Here is a 22817-nt window from a genome sequence, read left to right on the forward strand (position 1 = left end):
GCGGAGCGGACCATCCCCGAGATGGTGTTGCTCAGTGCAGCTCGTGCGGCGGCGGCATCTTCAGCTGCCGCGAGCCCTTCGCTTCCTTCAGCGGCTTGCGGATGACCGTGACGCCACCCATCAGCGCCAGGCCCTTCACCCGCAGCACCGGACCGCCGGTCGGCTCGATCCCGCGCGGACCGACGTAGCCGCCCATGATCCCGACTCCCTGCATCACGACCTGGACATCGGGGCCGACGGTGATGTTGACCCCGCCCATGATCGCGTTGGCGTAGATCACGGTCTCCTGCGCGGAGAACTGCGCCTGACGCATGTCGAGCTCGGCGCCGCCCATCAGGGCGATCACGTTGCCGGTCGCCGGCACCGTCCAGACCCCGCGCCGGTCGACGCCGCTCATGATCGCGACGTAGAGCTGGCTCTCGATCGGATTGGCTGCGAAGACGGCGGGGCTGCTCGCGGTGGCGGGCTTGGACACCGGAACCGGCGGCGCCGGGGTGCCCGCGGCCGGCAGGTCGACCGTGATCGGGACCAGGTCGGCGTACGTCTTGGCCTTGAAGGTCGCCTCGAGGCGGTCGTCGAGCTCGTCGATCTCCAGGCGGCCCTCGCCTGCGGCCTCGCGCAGGATGTCGGCCACCTTGTGGCGGTCGGCATCGCTGATCCGGAGGTTCGGATCAGGATTCTGGCCGCGGAATGGCTCGGGGGTCGTTCCCATGGGGCGAATGCTAGTGGGGGCTTCGAGCCTGTGCCTCAACAATCCCCCTACACCATTCACTCCAGGCCGAGGTGTTGCCTCAGCGTGCGCTTCGGGCCGCGCGGACCCCGGCGCTTGACGGTCACGTCGCCGAGCACAGCAAGGCCCCGCACCCGCACCACCGGGGAGTCCGCGGTGAGCGCCTCGGGCACCTTCTCCGAGGGCTCCTTGAAGTCGCCGAGGACGCCGTTGCCCTCGACGATCACGTGCACGTTCGGTGGGACGGTGACCTTCACGCTGCCCAGGACGGAGGTCGCGTTGATGACCACCTCGCGCGCTGAGTAGTGCGCCTCGCGCAGGTCGATGTTGGCGTCGCCCAGCACCGCGTTGACCGAGAACTGCTGGGGAACCACCCATACGCCCTTGCGCTCGACGTTGCTCAGGAACGCGCTGGCGCTGTCGCTCGCCGCGCCCTCGCCGTAGACGACCTGCACCGCGGCCGATGGCGGTGACACCGGCGCCTGCCCCGCGACCGGCAGGTCCTGCGTGATCGGCTCCAGGTCGGCGTACGTCTTGGCCTTGTAGGTCTCCTCGAGCCGCTCCTCCAGCTCGTCGATGTCCAGGCGGCCCTCGCCGGCAGCCTCGCGCAGGATGTCGGCCACGGCGTGGCGGTCGGCATCGCTGACGCGCAGGTCGGCTCGGCGGGGCTGGCCGGGGTGCGGTTCAGGGAGTCCCATGGTCCTGAATGCTATCGGCGTACGTGTCGCCCGTCTCTCAGGTTCAACCCTGAGGCTGAGCACTGACCGATTGGTGCGTACCCCAGTAAATAGTGGGTACTCCCGCAGCCGGGCGACGTCCTTCAGCATGGATGACGTGTCAGAAACCAATGGAAACTCGATCCCTTCGACCGACGTCAGCGTGCTCGGCCTCGGCGCGATGGGCAGCGCGCTGGCCACCGCGCTGCTCGAAGCCGGTCGTTCCGTGACCGTCTGGAACCGCACGCCCGGCCGGGCCAAGGAGCTGGTGGCCCGCGGTGCCAGCGCCGCGGACTCGGTCCCGGCGGCGGTGCTGGCGAGCCCCGTGGTCATCGCCTGCCTGCTCGATCACTCCTCCGTCGAGGAGACCCTCGGCCTGGCCGCCGGCGAGCTGCGTGGCCGCACCCTGGTCAACGTCACGACCACGACGCCCAACGAGGCCCGTGCCCTGGCCTCCTGGGCGGCCGAGCACGGCATCGGCTACCTCGACGGCGCCATCATGGCCGTGCCCGCCATGATCGGGTCCCGCGCGGGCCAGATCTTCTACAGCGGCTCACGGGCGGCGTACGACGCCCTGCTGCCGACGCTCGAGGTCTGGGCCACGAGCGAGTTCCACGGCGAGGACGCCGGCCGGGCGTCGCTGGTGGACCTGGCGATGCTGTCGGGGATGTACCAGATGTTCACCGGCTTCTTCCACGGCGCAGCGATGGTCGCCTCGATGGGGATGAGCGCGGCCGGCTTCGCGGCTCGGCAGGCTCCGTTCCTGGCCGCGATGACCGAGGGGCTCGCCGGCTACGCGGAGGTCATCGACGGCGGCAACTACACCGTCGCGGGCCAGCAGAGCCTGGAGTTCTCCGACCTCTCGCACATCGTGCGTGCCAGCGAGGAGGAGGGGGTCGACCCCTCCCCCATCGCTGCCGTCCAGGCACTGATCAGCGAACAGATCGCTGCAGGGCGCGGCTCGGAGGGACTCGCGAGGGTCTACGAGAGCCTGCGGTCGGACTCGTAGCCGGCGGGTCAGTCGGCGAGCGGGAGGTAGACCCGGCTCCCTGCGGCCGCGAACTCCTTCGACTTCTCCAGCATCCCCGCCTCGATCTCCTCGGGGGACGCGCCGTTCTCGCCGCCGAAGCGGTCGCGTACGTCCTGGCTGATCTTCATCGAGCAGAACTTCGGGCCGCACATGGAGCAGAAGTGGGCGGTCTTGGCGTTCTCCGCCGGCAGGGTCTCGTCGTGGAAGCTCTCCGCGGTGACGGGGTCCAGCGAGAGGGCGAACTGGTCACGCCAGCGGAACTCGAAGCGAGCCCTGGAGAGCGCGTCGTCGTGGTCGCGGGCGCCCGGGTGGCCCTTGGCGATGTCGGCGGCATGGGCGGCGAGCTTGTAGGTGATCACGCCCGTCTTCACGTCGTCCCGGTCCGGCAGGCCGAGGTGCTCCTTGGGGGTGACGTAGCAGAGCATCGCGGTGCCGTGCATCGCGATCGTGGCCGCGCCGATGGCGCTCGTGATGTGGTCGTAGCCGGGCGCGATGTCGGTGGCGAGCGGGCCCAGCGTGTAGAACGGCGCGCCGTGGCACCACTCCTGCTGGAGTCGTACGTTCTCCTCCACGAGGTTGAGCGGGACGTGACCGGGGCCCTCGACCATGACCTGTACGTCGTGCTCCCAGGCCCTCTCGGTGAGCTCGGCCAGCGTCCGCAGCTCGCTGAGCTGCGCCTCGTCGTTGGCGTCGGCGGTGGAGCCCGGGCGGAGCCCGTCGCCGAGCGAGAAGGCGACGTCGTACTGCTTGAAGATCTCGCAGAGCTCGTCGAAGTGGGTGTAGAGGAAGCTCTCCTGGTGGTGCGCGAGACACCAGCCGGCCATGATCGAGCCGCCTCGGGACACGATGCCGGTGACGCGGTTGGCGGTGAGCGGGACGTAGCGCAGGAGTACGCCGGCGTGGATCGTCATGTAGTCGACGCCCTGCTCGGCCTGCTCGATGACGGTGTCCCGGAACACCTCCCACGTCAGCTTGTCGGCCTCGCCGTTGACCTTCTCCAGGGCCTGGTAGATCGGCACGGTGCCGATCGGGACGGGTGAGTTGCGCAGGATCCACTCGCGCGTGGTGTGGATGTCGTCCCCGGTGCTCAGGTCCATCACCGTGTCCGCACCCCAGGTGATCGCGTGGGTGAGCTTGTCGACCTCCTCCGCGATGCTGCTGGTGACCGCGGAGTTGCCGATGTTGGCGTTGATCTTCACCAGGAAGCGCTTCCCGATGATCATCGGCTCGGATTCGGGGTGGTTGACGTTGTTCGGGATGATCGCCCGGCCCGCCGCCACCTCCTCGCGGACCAGCTCAGGGTCGCAGCTCTCGCGCACCGCTACGTAGGCCATCTCCTTGGTGATGATGCCCTGGCGCGCGTAGTGCATCTGGGTGATGTTCCTGCCCTTGCGCGGCTGGCGGCGCTCGCCCTGCCACTCCTGACGGGCCTCGCCGCGGCGTACGGCTGCTTTGCCGTTGTCCACCAGCTCGGTCCGGCGGCCCTCGTAGGTCTCGGTGTCGCCTCGTTCGACGATCCACTCGTCGCGGCGCGGCGGGAGGCCCTGCTCCGGCTGCGAGCCGGGGCCCTCGGTGCAGTAGCGGTCGAAGGTCTCGCCGTTGGTGAGCGCGACCCGGGTCACCGGGACCTTCAGGTCGCCGATCTCGAGGCGGGTGTGGGCGGGGTGGACGGTCATGCGGTCTCCTTGGTGTGAGCGATCGGTCCCCGGCCACGGCCGAGGGTCCAGTGCTGGCTTCTGGTGAGCTGTCGGGTGACGTACGCAGCCGCCTGCTCAGCCGCTTCGCGCAGCGGCGCGCCGTGGGCGAGGTGGGCGGCCAGGGCCGAGCTGTAGGTGCAGCCGGTTCCGTGGTCGTTCTTCGTCGGGACGGCGGGATGGGTGAGCGGGATAGGGGGTCTCCCCGGCTCGGCGAGCCAGTCGGTGCATGTGCCGGTGGCTTCCGGGTCGCCGCCGGTGACGATCGCCGCCGACTTCGCACTTGCCAGCTCCGCGGCGATCTCCTCGGGCGATCCGTCGTGACCGGCCAGGGCTCGGGCCTCGTCGAGGTTGGGGGTGACGACGGTGGCGACGGGGAGCAGGTGGTCGAGGTAGGCGCGGCGTACGTCCTCACCGCCCAGCACCGCGCCGGAGGTGGCGACCAGGACGGGGTCGACGACGAGCGGCCGGCCGGCGCAGAGACGCGCGACGAGCGCGACCGCCTCGGCGCTGCCGAGCATCCCGGTCTTGACCGCCGCGACGGGGAGATCGTCGAAGACGGCGCGGAGCTGAGCCTCGACGGTGGCGACCGGGATGGCGTGGATATCGCTGACCCCGCTCGTGTCCTGGGCGGTGACGGCGGTGATCACGCAGGCTCCATGGACCCCGAGCGCGGCGAAGGTGGCCAGATCGGCGGCCGTACCCGCCGCTCCCCCGGAGTCGGTGCCCGCGATGGTGAGCGCGACCGGTGGGTTCATGACGCCACCGCCGTCGTGGCGAGGGCCGCCAGCAGGTCGCGTACGACCTCGGCCGGCTCCTCCGCGCGCATCACCGCGCCCATCACGGCCACCCCGTGGGCCCCGGCCGCCACCGCCGCCGCGGCGTTGTCCGGGGTGATCCCACCCAGCGCGTACGTCGGCAGCGGCAGGTCGCCGAACGCGGCCGGCCCCAGCGGCGGCCCGTAACCGGGCTTGGACTCGGTCAGCGCGTACGGGCTCAGCATCGCGTAGTCGAACCCCTCCTCGGCGGCGGTGGCGACATCGGTGGCGCTGTGGCAGCTCCGGCCGAGGTGTAACACGCTGTTACACCGACTATCCGGTCGTTCCGATAGGGCGAGTAGTGCTACGGACGACGTGTTACAGCTCGCGGAGGCGGGCAGGTGCAGGCCCTCCGCGGCCGGCAGCGGGATGTGGGCGGCGATGACGTTCAGGCCGAGTCCGGCGAGCAGCTCGGCCAGCTTGGCCCGATGCTCCAGGGGCTCGTCGAGCTCACGGAGTACGACGTGGGTCAGGCCGGCCTCGGCGCATGCTGCCATCGTCGCGAACAGGCTGCGGCCGAGCGGCAGCTGGGAGCGGTCGGTGAGGACGAGCAGTCGCGGCAATGCGGTCATGCGATCCGGCCCTCCATCGGAGACGACGCCCGGGCGACCGCCTGCCGCGGGATCCGGCCGGCGGCGCGGGCGGTGTGCCCGGCCTCGACGGCCAGACGCAGCGCGCGAGCCATCCCGACCGGGTCGTCGGCGCGGGTCACCGCGGTGGCGGCGAGGACCGCTGAGCAGCCGAGCTCCATCGCCAGGGCCGCGTCCGAGGCCGTACCGACACCGGCGTCGAGCACGACGGGCACGGACACCGCGGCGACCACCGCCTCGATCGCGTACGGGTTCAGCAGCCCGAGCCCCGACCCGATCGGCGAGCCGAGCGGCATCACCGCCGCGCAGCCGGCGTCCTCGAGCCGGCGGGCGAGGACGGGGTCGTCGGTGGCGTACGGAAGGACCGTGAAGCCCTTGCGCACCAGCTGCTCGGCGGCCTCGACGAGCTCGACGGCATCGGGCATCAGCGAGGTCTCGTCGCCGATCACCTCCAGCTTGACCCAGTCGGTCTCCAGCGCCTCGCGGGCGAGCTCAGCGGTCAGCACCGCCTCGCGTGCCGAGAGGCAGCCCGCGGTGTTGGGCAGGATCGGAACCTCCGCCGCGCGCAGCGTCTCCAGCAGCCCGCCGGAGGCCGTCGAGGACGTACGCCGCATCGAGACCGTCACCAGACCCGGCTCGGCCGCGGCGATGACGCCGGGCAGCAGGGCCAGGTTGGGCAGGCCGCCGGTGCCGAGGAAGAGGCGTGAGGAGAGCTCGCGCCCGGCGATCTTGAAGATGCTGCTCATCCGCCCTGCACCGCCGTCACGATCTCGACGACATGACCGTCCTGGAGCTGCCATCGCGCCCAGTCGTCGCGCGGCACGACCTCCTCGTCCACGGCGACGGCGATGCCGCTCGGCCGCCGGTCGCCGGTACGTGCCTCGAGCAGGTCGGCAACGGTGCCGCTGACCTCCATCGGCTCGCTGTTCACGGTGATCTTCATCCGTCCTCCTTCGTCCGGAACCGACGCGGATCGACCGCGGGCTCCACTGACCCTGTCTCGATGTGGTCGGCCACCAGCTGCGCGATGAGCGGCCCCAGCAGGACGCCGTTGCGGTAGGCGCCCGCGGCGAGCACGACTCCCGGCTCGTGGGTCGGGCCGACCAGCGGGAGGTTGTCGGCGGTGCTCGGGCGGTCGCGCGAGGTCGCCTCCACCACGCTCGCGCGGTCCAGCGCCGGCACCACCCGGCGGGCGGAGTCGAGCAGCCGCCACACGCCTTCGACGGTCGGCAGCAGCGGACCGTCGCGCTCCTCGGTGGTGGCCCCGATGACCACCTCGTCGCTGTCGATCCGCGGCACCACGTAGATCTGCTCGCCGTGCGCCCAGGCCCGCACCGTCCGCTCCACCGGCTCCTGCGTCCGCACCCGCACGACGTCCCCGCGCACCGGGCGGATGAGAGAGGAGTAGGGATCGGGGAGGTTCGCCCCCGTGGCTATGACGGTGACGTCAGCGACCGTGTTGGTCTCGACACCGGCTCGCTGGCGCTCGCCGGGCTCGACCAGCGGAGAACCGGCGGTTGCGTGGGTTGAGCCGCCGGAGCCGCTAGGCGGAGGCGTGTCGAAACCAACACGGTCCCCGACCCGTTCGAGCAGCGCGCGGACGACCGCGCGCGGGTCGACCGAATGGTCCTCGGCGAGGAACGCCCCACCGGCGACCCGGCCGAGCCCCGGCTCGCGGGCCAGCAGCTCGCGGCGTACGAGTCTCTCGTAGGAGACCCCGGCGAGATCGAGCACCGAGAGCTGCCGCTCGACCTGCTGGACGTCCCCAGCGTCGAGGCCGACGAGCAGCGTCCCGCGAGTGTGCACGGGCACCCCGAGCCGGGCGGCGAACCCGGGCCAGAGTGCCAGCGACGACAGGCACAGTCGGGTCAGCGACTCCTCGCCGTACCAGGCCTCACCGGCCGGGCTGAGCATGCCGGCCGCGGCGTACGACGCCCCCGAGCCCGGCGCCGGATCGACCACCGTGACGTCGTGCCCGCGGCGGAGCAGCTCGTCGGCCACGGACAGCCCGACGATCCCGGCACCGAGGATCCGTACCCGCATCAGCCGACGGCTTCCACGAGCTCCTTCGCGGCCTGGAGTGGGTCGGGTTGTCGCCAGAGTCCGCCGATCACGGCGACTCCGTGGGCGCCGGCGGCGCGGACGGCCCCGGCGGAGGTCGTCGAGATCCCGCCGATCGCGATCAGCGGCAGGACGCCGGCGGCGGCCGTGACCGCGTCGACGCCGAGCGGGTCGGGAAGCCCGGCCTTGGAGGTGGTGGCGAAGACCGGCCCGAACCCGGCGTAGTCCGCGCCCGCCGCGGCTGCCGCCTCGACCGCGGCACGGTCCCGGCAGGTCGCGCCGATGATCAGCCCCGGAGCGACCGCGTCGGCGATCCGCCGGGCGTCTGCCAACGGCAGATCGGACGCGCCGAGATGGACGCCGTCAGCACCGGCGGCGAGCGCTACATCGAGCCGGTCGTCGACGACGACGCACGCCTCGTACGCCGCGACGAGCTCGATGACGGACGCGGTGAGGACCACCAGCTCCCGTGTGGTCGCGCCCTTGTCGCGTACCTGGAAGCCGTCGACTCCTGCCGCGGCGAGCGCAGGCAGGAGCGTCAGGTCGTCGGTCGTGGACACGAGGCAGAACAGCCGCGGGAGAGCAGGCAACACGTCAGGTCACTTCCTTCGCCGGCATTATCCGGATCAGGTACTACGGTCGGAGCGGCTCCAGCTCCCTCTCAGCCCGCTGCCGCGGACTCCCGTGTGGGTTGGGTCTCGATCACTGTAACGGAATCGTGGGCACCCGACGCAAGGGGTTCACCCGATCATGGACGACTGACCTCCGCGCTGTGCGAGCGGCTTGAGCTCACAGGCCTCCGCGAAGCCGTCGGACTCGATGCCCAGGGCGATGTTGGTGCGGGTCGAGAAGTTGGCGAACCCGATGACCGCGGTCAGCTCGACCACCGCCGCCTCGCCGAGCTGCGCGACCAGGCCCGACACCATCTCGTCGGTGACGATCGGCTCCGCCTGGCTCATCGCCTCGGCGTACGCCATCACGTCCCGCTCCAGCGCCGTGAAGACATCGGACTCACGCCAGCGCGGCACCTCCCGAGCCTTGTCCATGTCGAGACCGCGGTTGTGCGCCTCGAAGTAGTTGAAGTCCAGGCACCAGCTGCACCCCACGGCCGAGGCGACGGCCATGTGGGCGAAGGACTTCAGCTGCTCGTCGCAGGCGTCCCACTTCTTCACCTTGGAGCCGAGGCCGGACATGCCCATCAGCACCTCCTGGTTGTGCCAGTAGACGCCGACCGAGGACGGCACCTGACCGAGCATCTTCTTGGCGAACCGCTTGATCAGCATCCCCTTGAAGCCGGTGATCTCCGCGGGCGCGATACGGGTGGCAGTCATTTCTCCTCCTGGTTCTCGGCCCCGCTCTCCGGGGGCGCTCGACATCTAGACGACGGACGCGCGCGATCTGTGACATCCCCGGCGGCGTACGATTCTCTTCCGTGGCTGACGTTGAGTTCCGGTACTCCGACCTCCTCCCGACCGGCAAGGACGACGCTCCTTACCGCTTGATCACCAGCGAGGGGGTGGAAGAGATCGAGGTCGACGGGCGCAAGTTCCTCAAGGTCGACCCCGAGGCGATCCGCCGACTGACCGCCGAGGCGATGAAGGACATCAACCAGTACCTCCGCCCGGCCCACCTCAAGCAGCTGCGGAAGATCATCGACGACCCCGAGGCCTCCGGGAACGACCGCTTCGTCGCGCTCGACCTGCTCAAGAACGTCAACATCTCCGCCGGCGGGATCCTGCCGATGTGCCAGGACACCGGCACCGCGATCGTGATGGGCAAGAAGTCCGAGGGTGTGCTGACCGGCGCCGACGACGCCGAGACCGTCAGCCGCGGTGTCTTCGACGCCTACACGAAGCTCAACCTGCGCTACTCCCAGCTGGCGCCGCTGACCACCTACGAGGAGAAGAACACCGGCTCCAACCTGCCCGCGCAGGTCGAGATCTACTCGACCACCGAGGGCGAGAACGGCCCGGAGTACAAGTTCCTCTTCATGGCCAAGGGCGGCGGCTCGGCCAACAAGTCGTTCCTGTTCCAGGAGACCAAGGCGATCCTCAACCCCGACCGGATCCTGACCTTCCTCGACGAGAAGATCCGCTCGCTCGGCACCGCGGCCTGCCCGCCGTACCACCTCGCCGTCGTCATCGGCGGGACCTCGGCGGAGTTCGCGCTCAAGACCGCGAAGTACGCGAGCGCCCACTACCTCGACAACCTCCCGACCGAGGGCTCGATGAGCGCCCACGGCTTCCGTGACACCGACCTGGAGGAGAAGGTCTTCGAGCTCACCCAGTCCTTCGGGATCGGCGCCCAGTTCGGTGGCAAGTACTTCTGCCATGACGTACGTGTCGTCCGGCTCCCCCGCCACGGCGCATCCTGCCCCGTGGCGATCGCGGTCTCCTGCTCCGCCGACCGCCAGGCGCTGGGCAAGATCACCCGCGACGGAGTGTTCCTCGAGCAGCTCGAGACCGACCCGGCGCAGTACATGCCCGACGCCGGCATGGCCGAGGAGATCTCGGCCGGCGAGGTCGTGGACATCGACCTCAACCAGCCGATGTCGGAGATCCTGGCGACGCTGTCGCAGCACCCGGTCAAGACCCGCCTGTCGCTGTCCGGGCCGATGGTCGTGGCCCGGGACATCGCGCACGCCAAGATCAAGGAGCGCCTCGACGCCGGCGAGGAGATGCCGGACTACCTGAAGAACCACCCGGTCTACTACGCCGGGCCCGCCAAGACGCCCGAGGGGATGGCGAGCGGGTCCTTCGGGCCGACCACCGCCGGCCGGATGGACTCCTACGTCGAGCAGTTCCAGGCTGCCGGCGGCTCGATGGTCATGCTGGCCAAGGGCAACCGCTCCAAGGTCGTGGCCGAGGCCTGCGGGACCTACGGCGGCTTCTACCTCGGCTCCATCGGCGGCCCCGCCGCCCGGCTGGCGCAGGACTGCATCAAGTCGGTCGAGGTGCTCGAGTACCCCGAGCTCGGCATGGAGGCGGTCTGGAAGATCGAGGTCGAGAACTTCCCGGCCTTCATCGTCGTCGACGGCGAGGGCAACGACTTCTTCACCGACCCCTCCGGCACCACCACGGTGCCGCTGACCGGCATCCGGGTGCGCTCCAAGGAGCGCTGAGCGGGGGCCTACCCAATTCGCTGTCGCACTTCGTCTATCGGTCGTAGTATTCCTGCTATGCCCGATAGCGAGAGCACAACAGCGCTCACCGACCTGGCGCTCGACGTACGCGACCTGCGGGTGCGCTACGGCAGCAACGAGGTGCTCAAGGGCGTGACCTTCTCCGCCCGTCGCGGCGAGGTCGTCGCCCTGCTCGGCCCCAACGGCGCCGGCAAGACCACGACCATCGAGGTCCTCGAAGGATTCCGGATGCCGGCCTCAGGCGACGTCTCGGTGCTGGGCTCCGACCCGGCACGGGGCGACGAGCGGTGGCGTGCGCGGGTCGGCGTGGTGCTCCAGTCATGGCGGGACCACAGCCGCTGGCGGGTGCGCGACCTGCTCGACTACCACGCGCGGTTCTACGCGCCGTACGCCACCGCTGAGGTCCCTCGCCCGTGGGACGTCGACGAGCTCCTCGCCATCGTCGGCCTCACCGCCCACGCAGACCAGAGGGTGATGCGGCTCTCCGGCGGCCAGCGCCGCCGGGTCGACGTCGCGATCGGCATCGTCGGCCGTCCCGAGCTGGTGTTCCTCGACGAACCGACGGCCGGCTTCGATCCGCACGCGCGACGAGAGTTCCACGAGCTGGTGCACCGGCTCTCCGACTTCGAGAACACGACCGTGCTGCTGACCACCCACGACCTGGCCGAGGCGGAGAAGCTCGCCGACCGGATCCTGGTGCTGGACCGCGGCACGATCATCGCCGACGGCAGTCCCGACAAGCTGGCCCTCGACCTCGCGACCAAGGCGGAGGTCCGCTGGACCGCCGGAGGCGAGCGGCACGTGCACGCGGTCGAGGACCGCGACCCGACCGAGTTCGTACGCCGCCTGCTCGCGACCGACCCCGACGTGACCGAGCTCGAGGTGAAACGGGCCAACCTCGAGGACACCTACCTCGCGCTCGTCCAGCGGGTCGAGAGCGGCCAGGCCGAGGAGCACGAGAAGCTGGAGGCGCTGTCATGATCACCACCGGGACGACAGGCACGCGCGGCGTCGCCGTACGCGCCGGGCTGCACCGCGGGTGGCTGGAGACCAAGTATTCGCTGACCGACGTCGGCGACATCTTCTGGATGCTCCTGTTCCCGGTCAGCTTCACGGTGACGCTCTTGTTCATGCGCGGCAACACCGTGCCCGGCACCGACCTAGCCCTGGGTGCGATGGTGCTGCCGAGCCTGATCGGGATGTCGATCGCCTTCGGCGGCCTCGCCGGCCCGGCGATGCAGATCGCCACCGACCGTGAGGACGGCACGCTGCTGCGGGCCAAAGCGACGCCCGACGGGATGCTCGGCTACCTGATCGGCAAGATCTGGTTCTTCGGGCTGACCACGCTGGCCAGCCTGGTGCTGCTCGCGATTCCCGCGCTGACGGTGATCGGCGACCTCCGGATCGACGGCCGCACGGCGCTGCTGCTCCCGGTCATCTTCGTCGTCGGCATGGTCGCGACCGTTCCGATCGGGTCGGCGCTCGGCTCGATCTTCAAGTCGAGCGCCCAGTCGATGCTGATCATGCTGGCCTCGATGCTGCTGATCGCGATCTCCGGCATCTTCTACCCGATCACCGCGATGCCCACCTGGCTGCAGTGGGTCGGGCAGATCTTCCCCTTCTACTGGCTCGGGCTCGGCACGCGTTCCGCGATGATGCCTGCCGGGGCAGAGGCCGCGGAGATCGGAGACTCGTGGCGCACGGTCGAGATGTTCGGGGTCCTCGGCGTCTGGGCCGTGGTCGGCCTCGTGCTGGCACCGATCGTGCTCCGCCGGATGGCTCGCCGCCAGACCGGCTCCGCGATCGCGGCGGCGCGCGACAAGGTCATGTCCAGGGGCTACTGACCTGTGGCCAACGAATCGGACACCGTCTACAACCGGATCGCGATGCTACGCGCCGAGCGCGGCATCTCCCGTCGGGAGCTCGCCGACGCCCTCGGCGTCCACTACCAGACCGTGGGCTACCTGGAGCGGGGCGAATACAGCCCCTCGTTGCATCTTGCTCTGCGGATCGCCGCCTACTTCGACGTCGCCGTCGACGTCGTCTTCGCCATCGAGCCGTTCAAGCGTCTCGGCGACTGATCCCATTCCTCCCGGAGCCGCCGAGGACCGGACGTCCGCCGACGCTGAGCCTCAGCGATGCGGGGCGACCGGCTAGGTTGATGGGCGCCGATCCCCGACGACGAGGAGACCCCCATGCAGTGCCCCATCGACGGTGCCACCCTGGTGATGAGCGAGCGCCAAGGCATCGAGATCGACTACTGCCCGCAGTGCCGTGGTGTGTGGCTGGACCGCGGCGAGATCGACAAGATCATCGAGCGGTCCGTCGGTGCCCCGCAGCCCGGCAGCTACCAGCAGCCCCGCCAGGAGCAGAAGCGCGACGAGCGACGCTATGAGAAGCGGGAGTACGAGCGGCGCGACTATGACGACGACGACCGCCGCCACGACAACCGCCGCGGCCACCACCGCGAGTCCTGGTTGGGTGACCTCTTCGGCTGATCCTGCTGGGCGTCACGAACGCACCTGATGGTCCCTGCGGCACACCGAGATTTGGTGTACCGCGGGGGCTGGACGTACGCAGAGTCCCTAGACGTCGTTGTCGCGCCGGTTCTCGGGCGGCGCCTCACCAGGCCCGGACCCGTGCGTGTCCGGGCTGCCGGACTCGGAGTCGGGGTAGCCGGCAGTCGCGTCGGACGGCGCGATCGGAGTGCCACCCTCGCCCTGGAGGTTTTCGGCCGCGGAGACCTGGCCGCCCTCCTCGTCCTCCCCCGTCTCCTCGGTGTATTCGGGATCGTCGGGGCCCTCTGCTGGTAACGGTTGCTGGCTCATGTCCTGTGCGGTACCCCGTTACTGGGAGAACCACTCCCGGCGCAGCAGCCCGAACACCCACGAGTCCGAGACGTCGCCGTTCACCACGCAGTCCTCGCGCAGCGTCCCCTCCAGCGTGAAGCCGAGCTTCTCCAGCACCCGGGCGGACGCGGCGTTACGGGTGTCGGCCTCGGCCTGGACCCGGTTCAGGTCCAGGGTGTCGAAGGCCCAGTCCAGGAGCGCGCCCGCGGCCTCGGTCGCGACGCCCTGACCCCACCCTGCCCTGGCGAGGCAGTAGCCCAGCGAGGCGCTGCGGAAGTCGGGATTCCAAGAGTTCAGGGTGCACCAGCCGGCGAAGGTGGAGTCGCGCTCGATGACCAGCCGCGCCCCGCTCCCCTCCTCGGCCATCGCATGGCTTCGGGCGATGAACTGCTCGGCACGCGCCCGCTCGGTCCAGGGAGGCGAGTCCCAGTAGCGCAGGACGTACGCGTCGCTCTGGAGGGCGAACAGCGGCTCGGCATCGGTGACGGCGAACGGCCGCAGCCGCAACCGCTCCGTCGTCAGCGTCGGGGTGGGCAGCGGCACCCGGCCATCTTGTCAGCGACCGGGTGCCCTCAGGAAACGGGTTTCTGCAACCTCCGCGGCGTCACCCGATGATGCGGTCCGCCCGGGCCGACTCCTCGTGGGCCGCCTCGACCGCCTTGGCCGCCTCGTGCTCCGCCTGCTCGATCGCCTCACGAGGCGAGGGAACCGGCGGCGTACGTCCTGCGTCGTGGCCGTTGTCCGACCCCTTCGCCGACTGCATAGAGGAGGCGTTGTCGGCGAAGGCGCCGGTGACCGTACGCATCGCCTCGGTGAGCTCGCCGGGGATGACCCAGAACGAGTTGCCGTGCGACGCGAGCGAAGGCAGCATCTCGAGGTACTTGTAGGCCAGGACCTTGGGGTCGGCGTCGTTGGCGTGGACCGCCTGGAAGACCCGCTCCAACGCCGTGGCCTCACCCTCGGCCTCGAGGATCCGAGCCTGCTGGTTGCCCTCCGCCTCCAGGATGGACTTCTGCCGGGTGCCCTCGGCCTCGAGGATCAGCGAGGCTCGCTTGCCCTCCGCGTGCAGGATGGCGGCGCGCTTGTCACGCTCGGCGCGCATCTGCTTCTCCATCGCCTCCTTGATCGAGGCCGGCGGGTCGATCGCCTTGATCTCGACCCGGTTGACCCGGATCCCCCACTTCCCGGTGGCGTCGTCGAGCACCTCACGCAGCCGCGCGTTGATCGTCTCGCGCGAGGTCAGGGTGCGCTCGAGGTCCATCGAGCCGATCAGGTTTCGCAGCGTGGTGACGGTGAGCTGGTCGATCGCCTGCAGGTAGTTCGCGACCTCGTAGGCGGCCGCCCGCGGGTCGGTGATCTGGTAGTAGAGCACCGTGTCGATGTTGACCACCAGGTTGTCCTCGGTGATCACCGGTCGCGGGTTGGAGGAGTAGACCGTCTCGCGTACGTCCAGCTTGGTGTTGACCCGGTCCACGAGCGGGATCACGAAGTTCAGCCCTGGCTGCAGCGTGATCCGGTAGCGCCCGAAGCGCTCAATGTTGTAGCGCCGGGCCTGCGGCACGATCCGCACCGTCGAGGCGACCGCCCCCACCACAAGCGCGACCATGACCAGAACGATCAGCAGAAGTTCCATCTCGTACGCCCTCCTCTAAGGGGACAGCGACAGCGGGTCGCGCGGGTGCACGAGCGCCGTCGCGCCTTCGATCTCGAGCACGTCGACCCGGCATCCGACCGGGATGACCAGGTCCTCGTCATAGGGCCGGGCGGTCCATTCCTCGCCCGCGAGCCGGACCAGCCCGTGCGCGTAGCTCACCTCCGCGAGAACGACCGCTTGGCGGCCGACCAGCGCGTCGGTGCCATCACGCGACGGCGGCGGCATGGCCAGGTGCCGACGCGCCACCGGCCGCACCAGCAGCACGCTGCCACCGCCCGCGAGGACGAAGACGAGCAGCTGCACCAGCACGGGCGCGCCGAGGGCCGCGCTGCCCGCGGCAAGCAGCGCCCCGCCGGCGACGAAAGCGAACGCCAGCGTCATCGTGAACGCCTCGGCCACTCCGAGCAGCACCGCGACGAGGATCCAGAAGATCGACCACATAAGCCCACCAAGACTCGGTTTCTCACCAGAGTACTCCCGCTGTGGTGGTCATCACATGGGATCAGTGCGAGTTGTTCTTTCCGTTCAGCAGGGGCAGTCCCGCCCACAGCGAGACGAACAGGACCAGCACGCCGACCGCGGCGACGACCCCGGCTCCGAAGGAGAGGACGACGTCGAAGACGAGCAGCACGACCAGCGCCGAGGTGATCGCGAAGCCCGCCAGTCCGGCCCGCGCACAGGCGTGCGAGGCAATGACCAGCCACGGCCGCTGGCGGCGCCTGAACAGGATCCGGTGGAAGGAGACCGGGGCGATGATCAGGGATGTGGTGATGACCGAGCCGACCAGCACGACGAGGTAGATCGTCTGCTGGTGGTCGGCCAGGTCCGGGAAGCGGGGCGAGAACGGGACGGTCAGCAGGAAACCGGTCAGAATCTGCACGCCGGTCTGCAGCACCCGCAGCTCTTGGAGGAGCTCGTTCCAGTTCCGGGTGATCCGCTCGGCCGGGTCCTCGTCCGGACCACCGCCCTCGATCTCACCGTGGTGAAAGCTGCTCGCGGCCATCAGAACACCGGCCGTCCCCCAGTCACCCCGAGAACGGTGCCGGAGACGTAGGACGCCTCGGCCGGAGAGGCCAGGAACACGAACGCGGGCGCGACCTCGGCCGGCTGGCCGGCGCGCCCCAGCGGTGTGTTGGCCCCGAACTTCTGCACCTTCTCCGGCGCCTGCGTCGCCGGCTGCAGCGGGGTCCAGATCGGTCCAGGGGCCACCGCGTTCACCCGGACCCCGGCGGGCCCGAGCTCGGCGGCGAGGTTGACCGTGAAGTTGTTGATGGCCGCCTTCGTCGCGGCGTAGTCGAGCAGGCTGGTCGAAGGTTCGTACGCCTGGATCGAGGCGTTGTTGATGACGCAGCCGTTGCTCTTCCGCAGGTGCGGGACGGCTGCACGGGTCAGCCAGAGGAGCGCGTACAGGTTCGTCTTGAACGTCCGGTCGATCCGCTCGTCGTCCATGTCCGTCAGACCCTTGTCGCGGGCGAACTGGTAGCCGGCGTTGTTGACCAGGATGTCGAGGCCGCCGAGCTCCTGCACGGTGCGTTCGACGACCTCGTCGCACGCCTCACGCTCGCGCAGGTCGATCGGGATGGCCAGCGGCGTACGTCCGGCCTCCTCGACCAGCTTCGAGGTCTCCTGGGCGTCCGGCTCCTCCTCCGGGAGGTAGGTGAAGGCCACGTCGGCCCCCTCACGGGAGTACGCGATGGCGACCGCGCGGCCGATGCCGGAGTCGGCGCCGGTGATGAGCGCGACCTTGCCATCGAGGCGGCCGTGGCCCTGGTAGCTGGACTCGCCGTGGTCGGGCAGCGGGTCCATCTCTCCGGTGAGCCCGGGAGGTTCCTGCTGCTGGGCTGGGAACTGGGTGTCGTCATCGCTCATGACGGGCCCGGTACCCACATCGGACACAATGGAACCGTGAGTGGGACTGAATCGGTGATCGTCGACGGTGGGCTGGCGCTACGGCATCGAGCGGACGGCCACCTGGAGCTGCGGGCCAACGGGATCTTCGTGATGGACACCCGGGAGACCTCGACCGAGAAGGCGCTGGCCACGCACGCCCTCGAGCTGCACCCGGCGCCGAAGCACGTGCTCATCGGTGGCCTCGGGCTCGGGTTCACTCTCGAGGCCGTGCTGACCGATCCACGGGTCGAGGCGGTCACGGTCGTCGAGATCGAGCCGCGCCTGGTCGAGTGGATGCGGACCGGCCGGATCCCCCACGGCCCCGACCTGCTCAGGGACGAGCGCGTCCACATCGAGGTGGCCGACGTGGCGGTGGTCCTGCGGGAGAGCCGGCCCGAGGCGTACGACGTCGTGCTGCTGGACGTCGACAACGGCCCCGGCTACCTGGTCCACGACGCCAACGGAGCGCTCTACGAGGCGCCCGCGCTGGCGGATGCGCGGCGGGCGACGGCCCCGGGTGGCACCGTGGTGGTGTGGTCGGCGGCGAAGGCTCCGGCGCTGATGGAGGTGATGGCGCAGGTCTTCGACGACGCCGAGGCGCTCTCCTACCCGGTCGACCTGCAGGGGCACTCCGAGACCTACTGGCTCTGTGTGGGCCGGCTCTCTGCCGACGGGGTCTCGCGTGGGAATGGCACCAACTAGTCAAAGGTTGAATCAGACATGGACGACATGAGCTTTCGCATCGAGCACGACTCCATGGGAGAGGTCCGGGTCCCGAAGGACGCGCTGTGGCGCGCCCAGACCCAGCGGGCCGTGGAGAACTTCCCCATCTCGGGCACGCCCATCGAGCCGGCGCTGATCCATGCGATCGGTCATGTGAAGGCGGCCGCCGCCAAGGCCAACTTTGACCTCGGCGTCCTGCCCGGCGACAAGGCCGAGGCGATCATCGCCGCCGCTGGTGAGGTCTCCGAGGGCCGCCACGACGACGCGTTCCCGATCGACGTCTTCCAGACCGGTTCCGGCACCTCCTCCAACATGAACGCCAACGAGGTGATCGCGTCGCTGGCGGCTCGGGCGGGCAGGGACGTACATCCCAACGACCACGTCAACGCCTCCCAGTCCTCCAACGACACCTTCCCGACCGCGATCCACGTCGCGGCCGCCGTCGCCGTCACCGAGCAGCTGCTGCCCGCGATCGACGTGCTGGCCGGCTCGCTCGAGGCGAAGGCCCAGGAGTTCTCCGGGCTGGTGAAGTCGGGACGTACGCACCTGATGGACGCCACGCCGGTCACCCTCGGCCAGGAGTTCGGAGGGTACGCAGCCACCGTCCGCTACGCGGCCGAGCGGCTCGAGTCGGTGCTCCCGAGGGTGCGCGAACTCGCGCTGGGCGGCACCGCGGTCGGGACCGGCATCAACACGCCCGCCGGGTTCCCGCAGGCCGTGATCGCCGACCTCTCCAACCGCACCGGGCAGCCGTTCACCGAGGCCCGCAACCACTTCGAGGCCCAGGGCACCCGCGACTCGCTGGTCGAGCTCTCCGGCGTCCTGAAGACGCTCGCGGTCGGCCTGATCAAGATCAACAACGACCTGCGCTGGATGTCGTCCGGCCCCACCACCGGCCTGGCCGAGATCCACCTGCCCGACCTCCAGCCGGGCTCCTCGATCATGCCCGGCAAGGTCAACCCGGTCGTGCCGGAGGCAACCTTGATGGTCGCCTTCCAGGTGATCGGCAACGACGCCGCGGTGACCGCCGCAGGCGCCTCGGGCGCCTTCGAGCTCAATGTCGCGATGCCGGTGATGGCCCGCAACATCCTGGAGTCGATCCGCCTGCTCTCCACCTCGATGACCGTGCTGGCCGAGCGCACCGTCGACGGGATCGTCCCCGTCCCCGAGCGCCTGCGCGCCTACGCCGAGTCCTCCCCCTCGATCGTCACCCCGCTCAACAAGTACATCGGCTACGAGGCCGCCGCCAAGGTCGCCAAGCAGGCCCTCGCCGAGGGTGCCACGATCAAGGACACCGTCATCAAGCTCGGCTACGTCGCCGACGGCACCCTCACCGAGGCCCAGCTGGACGAAGCCCTCGACGTCGAGTCGATGACCCACCCCTGAACCGCCGAGTCGGCTCATCTTGACCAAAAACCTCGCCGAGTCGGCGCGTTCTAACGCGCCGACTCGGCGAGGTTTCACGTCAGGATGAGCCGACTCGGCCGCCAGGCCAACAGATTCGGCCTAGTACCAGCCGACGGACTGGGAGTGGCTCCAGGCGCCGCAGGGGGAGCCGTAGCGGTCGTTGATGTAGCCGAGGCCCCACTCGATCTGGGTGGCGGGGTTGGTCTCCCAGTCGTCGCCTGCGGAGGCCATCTTGGAGCCGGGGAGGGCCTGCGGGATGCCGTAGGCGCTGGAGGAGGGGTTGGCCGCGGTCGGGTTCCAGCCCGACTCCTTCTCCCAGAGCGGCTCGAGGCAGGAGAACTGGTCCATCCCCCAGCCGAAGTCGCCGAGCATCGACTTGGCGATGTCCTTGGGGTTGCGGAGATCGATCTCGATCTCTTCGACGCCGGCGATGGCCCGTACGTCGTTGCCGGCCGACAGGGCGGCCTGCTTGCCGGGGTCGGCGACCTCGCGGCGGTCACCGGCCGAACGCGACAGGGAGGTCTCGTTGCCGCGGGCGGCGGACTCGGCCTCGATCGCGGCGCGCTGGGCGTCGGTGAGCTCGGGGATGTCGGCGGCTGCCGACTCACCGGCGCTGAGCGTCGGGTCGTCGGTGGCGGGGCCGGTGTAGGCCACCCCGCCTGCGACTGCGGCGCCCGTCCCGCCGAGGGCGAGGACGGAGAGGAGGAGGGTTGTCTTGGCGGTCGTACGCGCAGCCTTGTGCGGAACGTCGACAAGCGGATTCGCTGGCGCACCGCGATGTCGCGGGGCACGATGAACAGGCTTGGTCACGGGCTCTCATTCGGGGGCTGAGGCATTACAGACCCGCAAACAATGCATGAGCACCAACCTCGTATCAAACCGGACGCACCGTTTGTAGGTCAGAAATGACCGTCCTGAGCATCACTTCCGTAACATGAGTCACAGAAATCACAACGGCCCCAGACCTTACCGGTCCGGGGCCGTTGACGTGACAAGGATTACGGGACGACGTTCTCCAGCATCTCGGTGACGAGCGCGGCGATCGGCGAGCGCTCGGAGCGGGTCAGGGTGACATGGGAGAAGAGCGGGTGGCCCTTCAGCTTCTCGATCACCGCAACCACGCCGTCGTGGCGTCCGACCCGGAGGTTGTCGCGCTGGGCGACGTCGTGGGTGAGCACGACCTTCGAGTTGGCGCCGATGCGGGAGAGCACCGTCAGGAGCACGTTGCGCTCCAGCGACTGCGCCTCGTCGACGATCACGAACGAGTCGTGGAGCGAGCGGCCGCGGATGTGGGTCAGCGGCAGCACCTCCAGCATGCCCCGGTCGATGATCTCGTCGATCACGTCCTGCGTGGTGACCGCGGAGAGCGTGTCGAAGACCGCCTGGCCCCACGGCGACATCTTCTCGCCCTCGGTGCCGGGGAGGTAGCCGAGCTCCTGACCGCCGACGGCGAAGAGCGGGCGGAAGATCAGCACCTTCTTGTGCTGGTTGCGCTCCATGACCGCCTCCAGCCCGGCGCACAGCGCGAGCGCGGACTTCCCGGTGCCGGCCCGGCCACCGAGGGAGACGATGCCGACCTCGGGGTCGAGCAGCATCTCCAGCGCGATCCGCTGCTCCGCGGAGCGGCCATGGATCCCGAAGACCTCCCGGTCCCCGCGGACGAGGTGCACCTGCTTGTCCGGTCCGACCCGACCCAGCGCGGTGCCACGGTCCGACATCAGCACCAGACCGGTGTGGCAGGGCAGGTCGCGGGCCGCGTCGAGCTCGAGGACGCCGTCGTCGTAGAGCTCGTCGAGGGACGCGGAGGCGACGTCCAGCTCGGCCATCCCGGAGTAGCCCGGGTCGGAGTCGTTGATCCGCTCACCGCGGTAGTCCTCGGCCTTCAGCCCGACCGCGGACGCCTTGATCCGCATCGGCAGGTCCTTGGAGACCAGAGTGACGTCGAGCCCGTCGCCCTGCAGGTTGCGCGCGACCGCGAGGATCCGGGTGTCGTTGTCCCCGAGCCGGAATCCGCTCGGCAGCGAGGACGGGTCGGTGTGGTTGAGCTCGACACGGATCGTGCCGCCCTCCTCGCCGACCGGGACCGCCGTGTCGAGGCGTCCGTGGGTGACCCGCAGCCCGTCCAGCTGCCGGAGCGCGGAGCGGGCGAAGTAGCCCAGCTCCGGGTGGTGTCGCTTCCCCTCCAGCTCGGTGATGACCACCACCGGGAGGACGACCTGGTGCTCGGCGAAGCGCGTCATGGCCTTCGGGTCCGAGAGCAGGACGCTGGTGTCGAGAACGAACGTGCGCACAGAAGGCGACTCGCTCTCCGGGGAAGACTCCGACGCCGGTGTCGGAGCGGCCGACGTATCGGCCTCGGTGACATGCTCGTTCGTGGTTCGGTTGGCCACGCGGATCACCTCTCGCGACCGGCTCATACACCCATGAGTCCGGTCATTTCATCGTTAATCAGATGGACCGGACGGTGGACCGTCAGTCGGGGTGCCGACCGCCTCACACCCGTCGGGATCGATGAGATCCTGACGCAGGTTCGGTTCGTGACTACTCACGTAACGGGCCTCCAGGTGCGACGGGAATTTGTTCCCCGCCGTTGGGACAACGCTACGACGCCGGACCAACGGTCTGTGGCAACACGAACGATTTTTCTTTGTGAACTCCTGGTGACGCGACCGAATGTTCCGGCCAGTGGTCACCTTCCGAGGCGACGCTCGCGCTGAGCGTAGGCCCGCAGGGCCCGCAGGAAGTCGGTACGCCGGAAGTCGGGCCAGTAGGCCTCGCAGAAGTAGAACTCCGACTTCGCGCTCTGCCACAGCAGGAAACCGCCCAGGCGCTGCTCCCCCGACGTACGGATCACCAGGTCGGGATCGGGCTGGCCCTTGGTGTAGAGGTGATCGGCGATGTGCTCGACGTCGATGATCTGGGCGAGCTCCTCCAGCGACGTGCCCCGGATGGCGTGCTCGTTGAGCAGGGCGCGTACGGCGTCGGCGATCTCGCGGCGGCCGCCATAGCCGACGGCGACGTTGACCAGCATCCCGTCGACGTCCCGGGTCGCCTCCTCGGCGGCCTTGAGGCGCTGGGACAGCCAGTCGGGCAGGAGATCGAGCGCGCCGACCGGGTGCAGCCGCCAGCGGCGTACGTCTGCCAGCGAGTCGACCGCGTCGGCGATGATCTCGAGGAGCGGTGCCAGCTCGTCGGCGGGGCGGTTGAGGTTGTCGGTGGAGAGCAGCCACAGGGTGACCACCTCGATGCCGATCTCGTCGCACCAGGTGAGCAGCGGCTCGATGTTGGCCGCGCCGGCCCGGTGACCGTGAGCGGTCGACTGGCCGACCTCCTTGGCCCAGCGACGGTTGCCGTCGAGCATCACCCCGACGTGCTTGGGCAGCTTGGAGGCATCGAGCTTGCGGAGCATCCGCGCCTCGTAGGCTGGGTAGAGAACCCGCCGTACGCCTTCCTTCCAGTCTGCCACGTGCAGAAGGGTATCGGCGCCGCGCCCACATCTCCCAGCGGGACGGG

At 69.7% G+C, this 22817-nt stretch carries 27 protein-coding genes and 1 riboswitch; of the genes, 8 read left to right on the plus strand and 19 right to left on the minus strand.

Translation table 11 applies throughout. The features are described from left to right. Nucleotides 1-31 precede the first annotated feature (31 nt). The gene (locus ACIO3S_RS02290; RefSeq protein ID WP_160024879.1) at nt 32-712 is read right to left on the minus strand and encodes a DUF1707 and DUF2154 domain-containing protein; all 681 of its coding nucleotides are present in this window, start codon (nt 710-712) and stop codon (nt 32-34) included. 56 nt (nt 713-768) lie between these two features. After that, nucleotides 769-1428 (minus strand): DUF1707 domain-containing protein, encoded by a 660-nt coding sequence (locus ACIO3S_RS02295; protein ID WP_400458923.1) that lies wholly within the window; start codon nt 1426-1428, stop codon nt 769-771. A gap of 127 nt (nt 1429-1555) precedes the next feature. On the opposite strand from ACIO3S_RS02295, the gene ACIO3S_RS02300 reads away from it, so the two are divergent. Continuing rightward, nucleotides 1556-2455, plus strand: coding sequence for an NAD(P)-dependent oxidoreductase (locus tag ACIO3S_RS02300; RefSeq protein ID WP_400458926.1), 900 nt, complete (start codon nt 1556-1558; stop codon nt 2453-2455). Nucleotides 2456-2463: 8 nt separating this feature from the next. Here the strand turns inward: ACIO3S_RS02300 and thiC are convergent, their stop codons facing one another. The 8 genes from thiC to ACIO3S_RS02340 all read right to left on the minus strand — a co-directional run bounded on the left by thiC (nt 2464) and on the right by ACIO3S_RS02340 (nt 8970). Then, nucleotides 2464-4152, minus strand: coding sequence for a phosphomethylpyrimidine synthase ThiC (gene thiC, locus ACIO3S_RS02305; RefSeq protein ID WP_160024882.1), 1689 nt, complete (start codon nt 4150-4152; stop codon nt 2464-2466). Next, complete coding sequence (gene thiD / locus ACIO3S_RS02310; RefSeq protein ID WP_400458929.1) at nt 4149-4928, minus strand: bifunctional hydroxymethylpyrimidine kinase/phosphomethylpyrimidine kinase; 780 nt, start codon at nt 4926-4928, stop codon at nt 4149-4151. Before thiD ends, thiC begins: the two co-directional genes overlap by 4 nt. Further along, nucleotides 4925-5560: a thiamine phosphate synthase gene (locus ACIO3S_RS02315; protein ID WP_400458932.1), complete on the minus strand. Its 636-nt coding sequence runs from the start codon at nt 5558-5560 to the stop codon at nt 4925-4927. The genes thiD and ACIO3S_RS02315 overlap by 4 nt, the downstream gene beginning before the upstream one ends. Beyond that, entirely contained in the window at nt 5557-6324 is a 768-nt protein-coding gene (locus ACIO3S_RS02320) for a thiazole synthase (RefSeq protein WP_400458935.1), read from the minus strand. The genes ACIO3S_RS02315 and ACIO3S_RS02320 overlap by 4 nt, the downstream gene beginning before the upstream one ends. Further along, complete coding sequence (gene thiS, locus ACIO3S_RS02325) at nt 6321-6521, minus strand: sulfur carrier protein ThiS (protein WP_400458937.1); 201 nt, start codon at nt 6519-6521, stop codon at nt 6321-6323. Before thiS ends, ACIO3S_RS02320 begins: the two co-directional genes overlap by 4 nt. Next, the gene (gene thiO / locus ACIO3S_RS02330; protein ID WP_400458940.1) at nt 6518-7621 is read right to left on the minus strand and encodes a glycine oxidase ThiO; all 1104 of its coding nucleotides are present in this window, start codon (nt 7619-7621) and stop codon (nt 6518-6520) included. Before thiO ends, thiS begins: the two co-directional genes overlap by 4 nt. Further along, nucleotides 7621-8232, minus strand: a complete 612-nt coding sequence (gene thiE / locus ACIO3S_RS02335; protein ID WP_160024888.1) for a thiamine phosphate synthase — start codon at nt 8230-8232, stop codon at nt 7621-7623. The genes thiO and thiE overlap by 1 nt, the downstream gene beginning before the upstream one ends. After that, nucleotides 8226-8335, minus strand: a riboswitch (TPP riboswitch). Its footprint overlaps the gene before it by 7 nt. A gap of 44 nt (nt 8336-8379) precedes the next feature. Then, nucleotides 8380-8970, minus strand: a complete 591-nt coding sequence (locus ACIO3S_RS02340; protein ID WP_400458942.1) for a carboxymuconolactone decarboxylase family protein — start codon at nt 8968-8970, stop codon at nt 8380-8382. Between the two features lie 101 nt (nt 8971-9071). Between ACIO3S_RS02340 and ACIO3S_RS02345 the strand changes: the two genes are divergently transcribed. From ACIO3S_RS02345 to ACIO3S_RS02365, 5 genes are all read left to right on the plus strand, one after another. Further along, nucleotides 9072-10760 carry a fumarate hydratase gene (locus ACIO3S_RS02345; protein WP_400458944.1) on the plus strand — a complete coding sequence of 563 codons (1689 nt, stop codon included), beginning with the start codon at nt 9072-9074 and terminating at the stop codon, nt 10758-10760. Nucleotides 10761-10817: 57 nt separating this feature from the next. After that, the gene (locus ACIO3S_RS02350; RefSeq protein ID WP_400458947.1) at nt 10818-11762 is read left to right on the plus strand and encodes an ABC transporter ATP-binding protein; all 945 of its coding nucleotides are present in this window, start codon (nt 10818-10820) and stop codon (nt 11760-11762) included. After that, nucleotides 11759-12625 carry an ABC transporter permease gene (locus ACIO3S_RS02355; RefSeq protein ID WP_400458950.1) on the plus strand — a complete coding sequence of 289 codons (867 nt, stop codon included), beginning with the start codon at nt 11759-11761 and terminating at the stop codon, nt 12623-12625. Before ACIO3S_RS02350 ends, ACIO3S_RS02355 begins: the two co-directional genes overlap by 4 nt. Before the next feature lie 3 nt (nt 12626-12628). After that, a complete protein-coding gene (locus ACIO3S_RS02360; RefSeq protein ID WP_292648302.1) occupies nt 12629-12862 on the plus strand; it encodes a helix-turn-helix transcriptional regulator in 234 nt (77 codons plus the stop codon). Nucleotides 12863-12976: 114 nt separating this feature from the next. Then, entirely contained in the window at nt 12977-13279 is a 303-nt protein-coding gene (locus ACIO3S_RS02365; protein WP_350714639.1) for a zf-TFIIB domain-containing protein, read from the plus strand. Between the two features lie 87 nt (nt 13280-13366). Here ACIO3S_RS02365 and ACIO3S_RS02370 read toward each other — a convergent pair whose 3' ends face one another. The 6 genes from ACIO3S_RS02370 to ACIO3S_RS02395 form a co-directional block, all read right to left on the minus strand. Then, nucleotides 13367-13609, minus strand: coding sequence for a hypothetical protein (locus tag ACIO3S_RS02370; protein WP_400458953.1), 243 nt, complete (start codon nt 13607-13609; stop codon nt 13367-13369). An 18-nt stretch (nt 13610-13627) separates the two neighbouring features. After that, complete coding sequence (locus tag ACIO3S_RS02375; protein ID WP_400458955.1) at nt 13628-14173, minus strand: GNAT family N-acetyltransferase; 546 nt, start codon at nt 14171-14173, stop codon at nt 13628-13630. Between the two features lie 61 nt (nt 14174-14234). Beyond that, nucleotides 14235-15263, minus strand: a complete 1029-nt coding sequence (locus tag ACIO3S_RS02380; protein WP_160024896.1) for an SPFH domain-containing protein — start codon at nt 15261-15263, stop codon at nt 14235-14237. Nucleotides 15264-15278: 15 nt separating this feature from the next. Next, on the minus strand, nt 15279-15725 hold the full coding sequence (locus tag ACIO3S_RS02385; protein WP_400458959.1) for an NfeD family protein: 447 nt from the start codon (nt 15723-15725) through the stop codon (nt 15279-15281). Between the two features lie 61 nt (nt 15726-15786). Beyond that, entirely contained in the window at nt 15787-16287 is a 501-nt protein-coding gene (locus ACIO3S_RS02390; RefSeq protein ID WP_400458961.1) for a DUF6328 family protein, read from the minus strand. Further along, the gene (locus tag ACIO3S_RS02395; RefSeq protein ID WP_400458963.1) at nt 16287-17153 is read right to left on the minus strand and encodes a glucose 1-dehydrogenase; all 867 of its coding nucleotides are present in this window, start codon (nt 17151-17153) and stop codon (nt 16287-16289) included. Before ACIO3S_RS02395 ends, ACIO3S_RS02390 begins: the two co-directional genes overlap by 1 nt. Before the next feature lie 36 nt (nt 17154-17189). Here ACIO3S_RS02395 and ACIO3S_RS02400 point away from each other — a divergent pair, with 36 nt between their 5' ends. Together ACIO3S_RS02400 and ACIO3S_RS02405 are read left to right on the plus strand one after the other, a co-directional pair. Beyond that, nucleotides 17190-17876, plus strand: a complete 687-nt coding sequence (locus ACIO3S_RS02400; protein WP_400458965.1) for a spermidine synthase — start codon at nt 17190-17192, stop codon at nt 17874-17876. Nucleotides 17877-17894: 18 nt separating this feature from the next. After that, the gene (locus ACIO3S_RS02405) at nt 17895-19283 is read left to right on the plus strand and encodes a class II fumarate hydratase (protein ID WP_400458967.1); all 1389 of its coding nucleotides are present in this window, start codon (nt 17895-17897) and stop codon (nt 19281-19283) included. A gap of 120 nt (nt 19284-19403) precedes the next feature. On the opposite strand, the gene ACIO3S_RS02410 is transcribed toward ACIO3S_RS02405, so the two are convergent. From ACIO3S_RS02410 to ACIO3S_RS02420, 3 genes are all read right to left on the minus strand, one after another. Continuing rightward, nucleotides 19404-20114 carry a lytic transglycosylase domain-containing protein gene (locus ACIO3S_RS02410; protein WP_160024902.1) on the minus strand — a complete coding sequence of 237 codons (711 nt, stop codon included), beginning with the start codon at nt 20112-20114 and terminating at the stop codon, nt 19404-19406. A 188-nt stretch (nt 20115-20302) separates the two neighbouring features. Then, entirely contained in the window at nt 20303-21694 is a 1392-nt protein-coding gene (locus tag ACIO3S_RS02415) for a PhoH family protein (protein ID WP_350838275.1), read from the minus strand. A 299-nt stretch (nt 21695-21993) separates the two neighbouring features. After that, nucleotides 21994-22770 (minus strand): isoprenyl transferase, encoded by a 777-nt coding sequence (locus ACIO3S_RS02420; protein ID WP_400458969.1) that lies wholly within the window; start codon nt 22768-22770, stop codon nt 21994-21996. Nucleotides 22771-22817 lie beyond the last annotated feature (47 nt).

It is taken from the genome of Nocardioides sp. NPDC087217 (assembly GCF_044744805.1).
In the GTDB taxonomy this organism is placed as follows: Bacteria; Actinomycetota; Actinomycetes; order Propionibacteriales; family Nocardioidaceae; genus Nocardioides.